Source organism: Floccifex sp., from assembly GCF_051873555.1.
Taxonomy (GTDB): domain Bacteria; phylum Bacillota_I; class Bacilli_A; order Erysipelotrichales; family Erysipelotrichaceae; genus Floccifex.
The window spans coordinates 1-11,488 of sequence record NZ_JBJEEY010000066.1 but is presented as its reverse complement, the minus strand read 5'-3'; the positions used below and the strand labels follow the sequence as shown (position 1 = coordinate 11,488).

The window sequence follows — 11,488 nt, the reverse complement described above, 5'->3', positions numbered from 1 at the left end:
ATCGATTTTATTTTTTATCTTTTTTTTCATAAATTTTTTACACTACCCTATTTATATATTCGAAAAAAATATGTATTTGTAAAAATAAATTTCAATTTTTTATAAATCAATATGATATAATCAAAAAAGAATATGTAAAGGAACATTGTTATGAATAAAAAATATTTTTTCTTTGATATCGATGGAACATTGACCGATCGTAAAACTAAAAAAATTGTACCAAGTGCACAATTGGCATTAAATCAATTAAAAGAAGCCGGACACTTTGTATCCATTGCCACTGGTAGAGCTCATTATAAAGCCAGAGACTTTATGGAAAGTGTTGGACTCCATGATATGGTTTGTTGCGGAGGCGGGGGATTGGTGATTCAAGATGAACTTGTTCAAAATATTCCATTAGACCTTGAAAAATCAAAAGCCATTGCCAAACAAGCACTTCAATTAGGATATGGCGTCTTATTTATGTTAGATGACTCTGTTAATGTCTATACTAAAGACCATACTTTTCAAGATCAATGCGGCAATCGACAAGAACCAACTGAATATATCTATGACGCCAATTTAGATATAGATAAAATGGAAAAAATCTATAAAATGTATATTTCCATTCCAAAAGAAGAAGAATCCAGATTAACGCTGAAAGATACTCTAGGAAACCTTCGCTTTGTTCCTGAATACTTGATGTTTCAATACGATGCCAAACACCAGGGAATACTAGATATGATGGAACACATTCATGGAGATGTAAAAGACGTTGTTGTTTTTGGAGATGACACAAATGACTTAGTGATGTTTGATCCACAATGGACTTCTGTTGCTATGGGAAATGCCTGTCAGGAATTAAAAGATGTGGCAACATATGTAGCGGATACAAATGTCAATGATGGTATATATAAAATATGTAAAGAAAAAGGATGGATCTAAGTCCATCTTTTCTATTTCCCAAAAATGAATTATTTTCAATTTTGGGAAATAACTATTGATTCAATAACCAATCTGCAATATCAACAATTTTAATACCTTCATATTGATACTCTGGATTTCTTGTTCTTGCGATTACCATTTTAGGATAAGCATCCTTGATTTGTAGTAAAGGCTCCACTTCTCTTTTAAAAGTTTCAGGTAAACTAATATTATCTGAAACTTGTATATAAATTTTTTCACTTCTTTTAATTACAACAAAATCAATTTCTTTTTTGTATAAAACACCTACATAGACTTCGTAACCACGTCTCAATAACTCCATGGCAACAATGTTTTCAATAACTCTTCCAAAGTCCAAATTTCTAGTACCTAATTTTGCATAGCGAAAAGAAGGATCACTTAAATAATATTTATCATTTGAACTCAGATATTTTTTACCTTTGATGTCATATCTATGAAATTTATAGAACGCAAAAGCCTGACAAAGATAATTTAAATAATTATTGACTGTTTTATGATTGATTTTTTCTTTATTTGATGCAAGAGTATCTGCAATATTTCTTGATGATGTTAGATTTGAAATATTATCCATTAAAAATTGGGAAATACGCTCTAATAAAGCCATATTTCGTACATTATATTTTTGTTTAATATCCCTTAAAATTAATGTATCAAACACATTTTCAATATAATTAAATTTATCTTCTTGTTCCTTATACAAATAAGAACCCGACATACCACCTTCAATCATAAATCGGTCAAAAGATGCATATTTATCCGTGAAATTGAAATATTGAATATATTCCGCAAAGGAAAAAGGATAAACCTTAATTTCAAAAGTTCTTCCCGTAAATAAAGTAGCTAAATCAGAACTGAGTAAGAAAGCATTTGAACCCGTTATATAAATGTCATACATTTCTGTTGCATGAAGATTGTTAATGCACAATTCAAAGTTTGAACACATCTGAACTTCATCGATGAAAACAAAATTTTGTTTTCCATCTATATAATGATTTTCAATATATTCATTAAGACTTTTATATTCTTTTAAATTCTCATATTTAGATAAGTTGAAATTAATATGAATAATATTCGCATCTGGAATATTATTATTCACATAAGCTTTAAAAGCGTCTAATAATTTTGATTTACCAGAACGACGAACACCAGTTAATACTTTAATATCAGGTGTTGACATTACATGAATCATTTTATCTAAATATTGTTTTCTTTCAATTAATTTCATATGCAATCACCTTTCAATAGTATTATATCACTTCTATTTCCCAAAAATGAATTTTTTTCAATTTTGGGAAATAGAATATAGAAAATGAACACAAACCCATCGAAAAAGAAAATCGAATACAATTTAAAATAAGAATACAATAAAGACAGTCAGGAGAAAAAATATGAAAACTATTACTTTATTTATATACGCAGCTCTTCCATGGATTTGTATTGGATTACTACTTGCGATTTTCTTTGTGAATCAGAAAAATAATGAACAAAAAGATAATTATGGAACTGAAGGAATGTTACTTGGCATGTCTTTAGGATGTGCTTTAAGTTTATTGGGTATACAAAATACAGGACTGGATATGAGTATGGGTATGTTACTTGGACTGGTTATTGGTTCAAATATTGAAAAGAAGAATAATTAAGAAAACTCTCATGTAGGATGAGAGTTTTTTTAGATATAATAGAAGTATGAAAAAAGATTTATTGAGCATTGGACAAATGAGTAAAATCAATCACGTCAGTATTTCAGCTTTGCGTTTATATGATGAAATGGGCTTATTAAAACCCATCTATGTAGATAGTCAAACCAACTATCGATACTATGACATCAATCAAAATGCACGTTTAAATATGATTCAATATATGAAAGAATTAGGCATGAATTTAAAAGAAATTAAAGAAACATTGGATCAGAAAGACTTAAACTTAATTGAAGCAATTTTAATTCGAAAAAAAGAACAAACAAAACAAGAAATAGAAGAATTAAAGCTTAAACAAGCAGCTTTGAATCGAACAATTTATAGTATGGAACGCTATCGAAAGTCACCAAAAGAAGGAACCATTACCTTAGAATATATTAATACAAGACGAATATATTCCATGTATACTCCCATTAATTTTTATGACTACGACATTGAAACCTATGAATCCATTTTAAATGATTTAAAAAATACATTAATTGAACACAAACTCCCACAAATTTACTACTGCAATGCAGGAACACTATTAAAGAAAAACGATTTTTTGAATAAACACTACGAATCCCATGAAATCTTTGTGTTTGTGGATGATTATTTTCCATTACAAGAAGACATACAAAAAATTGAAAACGGAATGTATGCCTGTATTTATAGCTCTGATTTCAATGCCGAAAAACAATACGCCCGGCAACTATTGGAATACTGTCAAAAGCATCAATATGAAATAACGGGCCACTGTATTTGTGAAGTCCTTTATGAAATGAATATCTTTGAAGAAGATAAACGCTCTATGTATTTTCGTCTTCAAGTGCCTGTTTCTTTTTAAAAAGAAGGTTGACCCTCTTGTCAGATTAGACATTACAATAAAAGTAAAGAAACAGAAAGGAGACTTTAAGTATGGAAAGAAAAGTCACATTTGTTCAATATGGTTGTGGAAAAATGGCCAAATATTTGATTCGTTACGCAATTGGAAAAGGAGCCACATTATTAGCAGCTTTTGACATGAATCCAGCAATTATTGGAAAAGATGCAGCGGATATAGTAGGCGATGGATATCCTGCAACTGGTATTAAAGTCAGTGCAGCCAGTGAAGCTGAAAAAATGATTGCCAATTTAAAACCAGATGTATGTATCATTGCCACTCGTTCAACGGTTGCTGAATTAGAAGACATTTTTACAATTTGTGCTAAAAACGGAGTCAATGCCATCACAACATGTGAAGAAGCCCTGTATCCATGGAACTCTAGTCCAGATTTAACAAAGAAATTAGATGCATTGGCAAAAGAAGGAAACTGTACATTAACAGGAGTTGGATACTGTGATTTATATTGGGGAACAATGGTTACAAACTATATGGGATCTCAATATACTGTTAATAAAATCATTGGAGAATCTTGGTATAATGTAGAAGACTATGGAATTGCTTTGGCAGAAGGACACGGAGCTGGCTTAAGTATTGAGGAATTCAATAAAACCATTGGTGCTTATAATGACTATGACCACGATCAGATGAAAGCCATTGTGGAAAGTGGAGAATATGTTCCATCTTATATGTGGAACCAAAACGGATGGCTGGCAAGTAAATTAGGTTTACATATTGTTTCGCAAACACAAAAATGTATTCCAACTACACATCCAGAAGACTTATATTCTTCTACTCTTCAAAGAACTATTCCAGCTGGTTATGCGACGGGAATGAAAGCCATTGTAACAACTACAACTCAAGAAGGCATTACATTGGAAACAGCTTGTGTTGGAAAAGTATATGCACCAGATGAATTTGATATCAATCAATGGACTTTAGAAGGAGAACCAGATTCTACATTGATCTGCAACAAACCAGCAACAGTGGAATTAACTTGTGGAACCATTATCAATCGTATTCCTCAATTAATTGATGCACCAGCTGGATATATCACTACGGATCAATATCCATATAATTTATATTGCATCAAAGACTTAAATGAATATGTTAAGACAAAATAATAAAGTGCCAGGATGAATAATCCTGGTTTTTTTCTTCATATAAATTATAAAAAACTATGCAGAAAAGGAAATAGATAAGAGAAAATTTGATTATTTATTTTTAAAAAATGGGATGTTGCCAGCTCAATTTGTGAATATGGCATCTAACATTGCCTCATTAAAAACGATGGCAGGTATTCGTAAGGAAAAATATCAAACGATTTTTACGGAATTAGAAGCAATCGCTAAGATTCAATCCGTAAAAAGCTCAAATGAGATTGAAGGAATCGTAACAAGTGATCAACTATTGCTGCTATTGTAAATCAAAATAGTGCACCCCTTAACCACAATGAATTTGAAATCGCTGGATATCGAGATATATTGAACATGATTCATTTAAATTATGATTCCATTGAATTTTGTCAGACAGATATTTTACGTCTACATCAAATTTTGATGTCAGTTGCAGGATATGAATATGGCGGACAATATAAATCAGATGACAATGTTATTTTAGAAGTAGATGCCTATGGAAATAGGAAAGTAAGATTTCGTCCTATACCAGCTTCTGAAACAAAACAAGCCATGGAACAACTTGAACTTGCTTATATGGAAGCAAAAAGTGATGCTGGTATTCATCAACTTTTATTAATACCGTGTGTAATTTTAGATTTTCTTTGTATTCATCCATTTAAAGACGGAAACGGAAGAATGTCTCGTCTTCTTTCATTGGTTTTATTGTATAAAAATGGATATGACATAGGGAAATATATTTCTTTTGAAGAACAAATAAATCATTATAAAGCTTGGTACTATGATGCTTTGAAAAAATCATCTATGGGTTGGGATACAAACGATAATTCTTATTTTCCATTATTGAAAATTTTTTATCTACTTTATTTATGTGTTATAAAGAATTAGACAAAAGATTTGCGGTTATAAATGGAAAGAAAATTACTAAGAAAGCACGAATTGAGGCAACTATTTTAAATAGTGTAACACCACTTTCTAAAAAAGAAATTTGTAATATTTTACCTGATGTAAGTCCAACAACAGTTGAAAGTGTTTTAGGGTATATGGTAAAAGAAGGGATTATAAAGCGAATTGGACAAGGAAGATCAACACGATATATTAAAATATGAATTATAATAATAATTTTACGAATAAATCAAACATCAATTAAAAATAGAGACCACAAAGATCTTTATTTTTTATATAATAAAGAAAAAGGAGATCAATTATGAAGATGAAGAAAATAGTATCTGGACTTCTGGTCATTTCTTTGTTGGCAGGTTGCTCAAAAGAAACAACAAGTACATCAAAAAATATCACAAGTTCTCAGTCTCGTCCTATGTTGCTTGAAAAAATTGAAGAAGACTATAATATCAAGGCAAATGTGGACAATGATTATGTCATTAAAGAAGATTTATCCAATGTTATCAATGGACAAAGCTTTAATTATTATGGCGATGAATGGAAACAAAAATTAATCGAAAATTATTTTGTTGTATCCGATGCCTATAACGATGAATTCTTTGATTTATATGAAAACAATAAATACTCCTATATCCCAAGCTTTGTTACAACCGATTCCTTGTTGCATACTTTCCATTTATATTATGCCTACTTACAAAAAGGATTAGAAAAAACAACTCTATACAACAGTTTAATGGATTTTAGTCAAAATATGTATGCTCAATCTTTAGAACAACTCGATAGTGTGCGCTCTACACCATGGGAAAGTGCAGCCCAGCGAAATGTAGATTTCTATGCGGTTGGACTCTCTTTATTAGGACAACAACCATCGATGTTAAGTCAAAATGCTGTACAGGAATTGTCTTTGATTGAAAGTGCACAGGGCATTGGTGTTTCACCAATCTTTACAACAAACGACAATACATATGAACAAGACTATAGTCAATTTACAGTACGTGGCTATTATACAGAATCAGCAGCTCTTGAAAATTATTTCAAAACGATGATGTGGTATGGACAAATGACATTTGTTCAAAAAGATGATGATTTAAATCGCAGTGCTTTATTATCCATGCTAGCTTTAGATCAAACAAGTAAAGAAGAATGGGAAACGATTTATGTCATTACTTCTTTCTTTGCGGGAGAAAGCGATGATACAGGTTATTATGAATATATGCCAGTTATAGAAGAAATTTATGGAAAAGATGTGGATGTTTCTTCTTTAGTTGATGATGAAAAAGGATGGAACGCGTATAAAGAAGCCACTAAAAATTTACCAGCTCCAAAAATCAATGGAATGGTTGTTTATGAAGATGAAGATGTACAAGAAACAACTTCTGGATGTCGTATTTTAGGACAACGCTTTACTTTTGATGCTTCGATTTTACAACAATTAGTGTATCGAAACGTTGAAAAATCTGAGAACGGAGATGCTCGTATGCTTCCGTCGGCATTGGATGTACCAGCCGCTATGGGAAGTGAAGTCGCTTATGAAATCTTAGAAGACTCAGGTGTGAATGAATATCCAAATTATGAAGATCAAATGGAAAAAGTACAAGATACATTAGAAGATTTAGACGATGATGCCTGGTATGCCAGTGTCTATAGTGCGTGGTTAGATACATTGAAACCTTTATTAGAAGAAAAAGATGAAAGCTATCCAATTTATATGCAAAGCGAAGAATGGGAAAAGAAAAATTTATCAACATTCTTAGGAAGCTATACCGAATTAAAACATGACAGCGTCCTTTATGCCAAACAAATCATGGCCCAAATGGGAGGGGCTGGAATGGATGAAAAACCAGATGATCGTGGATATGTAGAATGTGAACCAGAAGTTTTTGGAAACATTAAAAACTTAACAAATTCAATGATCCATGGACTGGAAAAATTCAATGCCTTAAGTAGTGAAGACAAAGAATATCTGGAATATTTGGCTCAATTAGCTGAAAAACTGCAAGTCATTGCGACCAAAGAATTAAATGGAGAACTACCAACGGATGAAGAATTTGATTTGATTCGTTCTTATGGCGATCATTTGGAACACTTATGGACGCGCACAGTAGACGATGGAACAAAAGATTATTATCGCAGTATGGACCATCCATCGGCTTTAATTACCGATATCGCAACCGATCCAAATGGAAGTTGTTTAGAAATCGCAACTGGAAAACCTTCTATTATTTATGTGGCTGTTAATTTTGATGGAGAAACAAGAATTTGTATGGGAACTGTATATTCTTATTATGAATTTACACAACCAATTTCCAATCGATTAACAGACGAACAATGGCGTTCTATGCTGGATAATTTTGATAATCAACCGCAACATCCATCTTGGACGACATATTATGAAAAAACATATTAAAATTGTATTTTTGATTCTTATTATAAGTTGTATTTTATTGTTTTATTTATACAAACAAGGTTTCTTTCTTCCTTCTTATATACAATGGAACACAAAAACCATACAAGAAGATTGCAATCAAGATGGATATATCGAAACTATACAACTTCAAAATAAACACGTCACCATTGAATTTGAACAATCTATATATTCCTTTGATTCCCATTGGTTTATATCGGATATAGCTTTAGAAGATATGGACCAGGACGGAACAAAGGAATTGGTGATGCTGGTTTGGAATCAAATGAATTATGGAGACTATTCACCTTTCTGGGAAGAAAACGATACTTTTTCTTTCTCACAACACGTATATCTTTTTACAATTCAAGAAGATTCCATTCATTCAAAATGGATGTCTTCCAGGCTTCGTCCCAATATTAAGGAATGGAAAATCAATGAAGATGCTTCTTTGTCTTTATTAGATCCCGATGGAGAATGGACACAATGGATTTGGAATCAATTTGGATTTGAAAGAATCAATTAACCAGGTACGCCTGGTTTTTCCATTTTAAAAGGTCCCAACGAATCATTCTAACGCTGAGACCTCTTAACTAATCAATTTATTCATGGCTACTCCTTTCTAATTGATCTATCTAAAATACCTGTTTTTAGAATCTATATTTTCGGTATTTATAAAATATAGATGTGACTTATTTGTACATCGGTATGTCCTTCTTTCTTTTCACTTATAATATACAATAAAAATTCATAAAAAAAAGAAAAGTGGAATTCTTGGAATTAAAAATGGAATAAATTGATATAATACATTTATGAAATTTATATATAAAACAATTCAAAACAAAATCAAAGAAGAAAATACTTTATATGAATGCCTGAATGCGATTTCTATTCTCGAAAATCTGAAATGGAAAGATGCTTTTCAAATCTATGTAGACACTTTACATACATTTGCTTTTGGACCATCGGAAGACGAAAAAAACATTAAGGGAATTTTAAAACAACAAGGTTATTCTTTTTATCAAAGTATTCCAACAAAAAAAGCTTTATTAAGAAGACAAAATCATTTTTATGCTTTAATTAATGAAAAAGAACCTATACTCTATGGAATCATAAACCCACAATATTTAGATCCATTTGAAGACTATGAAATCTATATTAAAGACTATAAAACCACAAAAAATATATCAATAAAAGACCATATCAACCAATCCAATACAAACTATCAATACTACAACCAAAACCCCAATGGCAATTTAGCACAAGACTGTAGTATTCGTGCTCTAAGCCATGCTTTTCAAATAAACTGGCACCAGGCATTGGATGAACTCTCAAAAGTCGCTTATAAAATGAATCAGCTTCATTTCAATCACCAGGACGTAGTTGAAAAATGTTTAGAAAATCATCATTATATAAAAATGAAACAAAATTCTTCATTGAATTGTATACAATTCGCACTAAAAATGAATAAAGAAATAAATCCAATTCTATTATATGCAGGCAAAAATCATATTACGGCTTTAATCAAAAAAAATAACCAATATACAATCATGGATACATGGGATTGTTCAAAAGAAAAAGCAGGAGACTATTTTCTGTTAAAAGAAGAAAAAGAAGAAGAAATCAGTTATGTAGACAAAATAATTGTTCATCCTGACTTCTTAGAAGGTATTGTATATAAACAAGACAATCAGAAATTATATGTTGCGTTTCAAGATCAAGATCGTATCTTGATGTTAGAATGGGTAAAACAAAATTGTACAATCATGGAGTAAAAATATGAAAGAAATTATCAATAAAATTCAAAATAAAAATCACAAAGAAGCTTATGAATACACAAAACAACTTTTAATTCAATCCATGCAAAATGATAACTTATATCAAAAAATGGAAGACTTCATTCCACTTTTATCCCATACAAGTTCATATGTACGTACACGTGCTTTTCAACTTTGCATGGCCCAGGCTAGATGGGATACACAAGGTAAAAAAAATATTTTCCAGTTTTCAAACAAATCTTCAAAGACTCCAAACCAACTGTGATTCGATAATGTATCCAATCGCTTCATGAAGTTTTATTATTTCTTCCAGAACTTCAAGAAGAAATTGAAAAAACATTACAAGAAATAGATGTAACACAATACAAAGACAGTATGTCGGGTTTGATTCAAAAAGATATAAATGAAATATTAAGAGATGAATGAATTTCTAAAATCCCATGATTTTCCATAAAACATTGATATTTATTTGATGGTTTTCTTTTATAGTATGTAGGCAAAGGGGATAGAACAAGGCCTTTGTTTCCAATTCCATTAAAAACAGCTGAAAAGCTGTTTTTATTTAGTATAACCACAAAAAAACTCATGTTTATCATGAGTCTTTTTTTAGAGAAGAGAGTATGAAGATTTTTTAAACAAAGGTTATATTATGTTCCTTTGATGTTTCAATAATACAAAAAAGAAATCAAAGAAATTTAAGTAGAATATGTAAAATGATGTGACTTTTATTCTTCTTTTTGTGAATTATGGTATCGCTTATTTCTAAACCAAGTCAAAATACCTGTAAAAAAGATGATTAATAATCCTGTAAACATGGAGAAAAAAGCCATAGGAAGTAAAAAGAAATTTTCATGAAGAAAGCCCATTTCATCAATATATTCAACCGAACAAGCTTTTATAAATATAAAGATAAAGCCCAATAGAATTAAACACCCACCAATAATAGTGGAAATTAAATTCATTTTAGCTCTACGAGATTCATTTCCATCCACAATGATTTTTTCTTTTAATTCTTTGCCAGTTAATAATTCATCTAAAGAAACATCAAAAACAGAAGAAATTTGAATCAACATTTCAATGTCTGGTAAATTTCGATTGTTTTCCCAATTAGAAACAGCCTGCCTGGAAACATGTAAAGACTGAGCCAATTGTTCTTGTGTTAAATTCTTTTCTTTGCGTAAAGATTTTATGCGTTGAGAAAATTCCATAAATATTTTTCCTTTCTGGTTTTATGGTAATCGAATAATGAAAAAAGTACAAGAAAGCAATTCTTGCGAATGGACAGAATGCCTTTTCTTGCTTAAAATAGAACTATGTCAAACAAGGATTTATTTTCGAATTTAAATGAAAGTATGAAAACAATCACAAAAGTGGCTCTACAAGCAGTAGATACAGGCTTAGAAGAAATTAATAAAGCAATAAATGAAAAAGGAGACTATATTCGAGTACCATCTTCAGCTAGTGAATATTATCGAAAAAATTATGAAGATGTTTTTGATGAATTTGAAGCTTATGGATTTAAAGACATTGTTTTACTTGAACAAAAAGATTTAAAAGTTGGTTTATTCACAAAAGAAGGATCCATTGAAAAAATATCCATAGACGGAAAAGCTGACTTTAAAAAGAATGCGAAATTTAGAAAAGATGCACGTGTTGTGATTATCTATCATACATATAAAAACGAAGTCTATTTGTAAGACTTCGTTTTTCAGGTGTGCCGGGCATGGCACGAATTCAGTTGGGAACAAACCAACCACAGGTAG

At 30.7% G+C, this 11,488-nt stretch carries 14 protein-coding genes; 12 read left to right on the top strand and 2 right to left on the bottom strand.

What is annotated here, in order from left to right; translation table 11 throughout:
* Nucleotides 1-150: 150 nt before the first annotated feature.
* Complete coding sequence (locus ACI32A_RS03905) at nucleotides 151-924, top strand: HAD-IIB family hydrolase (RefSeq protein WP_439753719.1); 774 nt, start codon at nucleotides 151-153, stop codon at nucleotides 922-924.
* A 52-nt stretch (nucleotides 925-976) separates the two neighbouring features.
* Here the strand turns inward: ACI32A_RS03905 and ACI32A_RS03900 are convergent, their stop codons facing one another.
* Complete coding sequence (locus ACI32A_RS03900; protein WP_439753718.1) at nucleotides 977-2,170, bottom strand: ATP-binding protein; 1,194 nt, start codon at nucleotides 2,168-2,170, stop codon at nucleotides 977-979.
* 163 nt (nucleotides 2,171-2,333) lie between these two features.
* Between ACI32A_RS03900 and ACI32A_RS03895 the strand changes: the two genes are divergently transcribed.
* The 10 genes from ACI32A_RS03895 (at nucleotide 2,334) to ACI32A_RS03850 (ending at nucleotide 9,990) form a co-directional block, all read left to right on the top strand.
* A complete protein-coding gene (locus ACI32A_RS03895) occupies nucleotides 2,334-2,585 on the top strand; it encodes a hypothetical protein (RefSeq protein WP_439753717.1) in 252 nt (83 codons plus the stop codon).
* Between the two features lie 46 nt (nucleotides 2,586-2,631).
* Nucleotides 2,632-3,468 (top strand): MerR family transcriptional regulator, encoded by an 837-nt coding sequence (locus ACI32A_RS03890; protein WP_439753716.1) that lies wholly within the window; start codon nucleotides 2,632-2,634, stop codon nucleotides 3,466-3,468.
* Nucleotides 3,469-3,539: 71 nt separating this feature from the next.
* Complete coding sequence (locus ACI32A_RS03885; RefSeq protein WP_439753715.1) at nucleotides 3,540-4,628, top strand: NAD(P)H-dependent amine dehydrogenase family protein; 1,089 nt, start codon at nucleotides 3,540-3,542, stop codon at nucleotides 4,626-4,628.
* A gap of 112 nt (nucleotides 4,629-4,740) precedes the next feature.
* On the top strand, nucleotides 4,741-4,929 hold the full coding sequence (locus ACI32A_RS03880; protein WP_439753714.1) for a hypothetical protein: 189 nt from the start codon (nucleotides 4,741-4,743) through the stop codon (nucleotides 4,927-4,929).
* 65 nt (nucleotides 4,930-4,994) lie between these two features.
* Nucleotides 4,995-5,528: a Fic family protein gene (locus tag ACI32A_RS03875; RefSeq protein WP_439753713.1), complete on the top strand. Its 534-nt coding sequence runs from the start codon at nucleotides 4,995-4,997 to the stop codon at nucleotides 5,526-5,528.
* Nucleotides 5,510-5,749: a hypothetical protein gene (locus ACI32A_RS03870; protein ID WP_439753712.1), complete on the top strand. Its 240-nt coding sequence runs from the start codon at nucleotides 5,510-5,512 to the stop codon at nucleotides 5,747-5,749. The genes ACI32A_RS03875 and ACI32A_RS03870 overlap by 19 nt, the downstream gene beginning before the upstream one ends.
* Nucleotides 5,750-5,847: 98 nt before the next feature.
* Nucleotides 5,848-7,950, top strand: coding sequence for a DUF3160 domain-containing protein (locus tag ACI32A_RS03865; RefSeq protein WP_439753711.1), 2,103 nt, complete (start codon nucleotides 5,848-5,850; stop codon nucleotides 7,948-7,950).
* A complete protein-coding gene (locus ACI32A_RS03860; protein WP_439753710.1) occupies nucleotides 7,934-8,473 on the top strand; it encodes a hypothetical protein in 540 nt (179 codons plus the stop codon). The genes ACI32A_RS03865 and ACI32A_RS03860 overlap by 17 nt, the downstream gene beginning before the upstream one ends.
* Nucleotides 8,474-8,759: 286 nt before the next feature.
* On the top strand, nucleotides 8,760-9,722 hold the full coding sequence (locus ACI32A_RS03855; protein ID WP_439753709.1) for a hypothetical protein: 963 nt from the start codon (nucleotides 8,760-8,762) through the stop codon (nucleotides 9,720-9,722).
* 4 nt (nucleotides 9,723-9,726) lie between these two features.
* The gene (locus ACI32A_RS03850) at nucleotides 9,727-9,990 is read left to right on the top strand and encodes a hypothetical protein (protein ID WP_439753708.1); all 264 of its coding nucleotides are present in this window, start codon (nucleotides 9,727-9,729) and stop codon (nucleotides 9,988-9,990) included.
* A 460-nt stretch (nucleotides 9,991-10,450) separates the two neighbouring features.
* Here ACI32A_RS03850 and ACI32A_RS03845 read toward each other — a convergent pair whose 3' ends face one another.
* Nucleotides 10,451-10,933 (bottom strand): helix-turn-helix domain-containing protein, encoded by a 483-nt coding sequence (locus ACI32A_RS03845; RefSeq protein ID WP_439753707.1) that lies wholly within the window; start codon nucleotides 10,931-10,933, stop codon nucleotides 10,451-10,453.
* 105 nt (nucleotides 10,934-11,038) lie between these two features.
* On the opposite strand from ACI32A_RS03845, the gene ACI32A_RS03840 reads away from it, so the two are divergent.
* A complete protein-coding gene (locus tag ACI32A_RS03840; protein WP_439753706.1) occupies nucleotides 11,039-11,422 on the top strand; it encodes a hypothetical protein in 384 nt (127 codons plus the stop codon).
* Nucleotides 11,423-11,488 lie beyond the last annotated feature (66 nt).

Excerpts from the sequence above, each read along its gene's own strand:
- ACI32A_RS03855 (WP_439753709.1), top strand. The coding sequence starts at position 8,760 with ATGAAATTTATATATAAAACAATTCAAAACAAAATCAAAGAAGAAAAT.
- ACI32A_RS03880 (WP_439753714.1), top strand. The coding sequence starts at position 4,741 with ATGTTGCCAGCTCAATTTGTGAATATGGCATCTAACATTGCCTCATTA.
- ACI32A_RS03860 (WP_439753710.1), top strand. The coding sequence starts at position 7,934 with ATGAAAAAACATATTAAAATTGTATTTTTGATTCTTATTATAAGTTGT.
- ACI32A_RS03905 (WP_439753719.1), top strand. The coding sequence starts at position 151 with ATGAATAAAAAATATTTTTTCTTTGATATCGATGGAACATTGACCGAT.
- ACI32A_RS03875 (WP_439753713.1), top strand. The coding sequence starts at position 4,995 with ATGATTCATTTAAATTATGATTCCATTGAATTTTGTCAGACAGATATT.
- ACI32A_RS03900 (WP_439753718.1), bottom strand. The coding sequence starts at position 2,170 with ATGAAATTAATTGAAAGAAAACAATATTTAGATAAAATGATTCATGTA.
- ACI32A_RS03840 (WP_439753706.1), top strand. The coding sequence starts at position 11,039 with ATGTCAAACAAGGATTTATTTTCGAATTTAAATGAAAGTATGAAAACA.
- ACI32A_RS03865 (WP_439753711.1), top strand. The coding sequence starts at position 5,848 with ATGAAGATGAAGAAAATAGTATCTGGACTTCTGGTCATTTCTTTGTTG.
- ACI32A_RS03895 (WP_439753717.1), top strand. The coding sequence starts at position 2,334 with ATGAAAACTATTACTTTATTTATATACGCAGCTCTTCCATGGATTTGT.
- ACI32A_RS03870 (WP_439753712.1), top strand. The coding sequence starts at position 5,510 with ATGTGTTATAAAGAATTAGACAAAAGATTTGCGGTTATAAATGGAAAG.
- ACI32A_RS03850 (WP_439753708.1), top strand. The coding sequence starts at position 9,727 with ATGAAAGAAATTATCAATAAAATTCAAAATAAAAATCACAAAGAAGCT.
- ACI32A_RS03845 (WP_439753707.1), bottom strand. The coding sequence starts at position 10,933 with ATGGAATTTTCTCAACGCATAAAATCTTTACGCAAAGAAAAGAATTTA.
- ACI32A_RS03890 (WP_439753716.1), top strand. The coding sequence starts at position 2,632 with ATGAAAAAAGATTTATTGAGCATTGGACAAATGAGTAAAATCAATCAC.
- ACI32A_RS03885 (WP_439753715.1), top strand. The coding sequence starts at position 3,540 with ATGGAAAGAAAAGTCACATTTGTTCAATATGGTTGTGGAAAAATGGCC.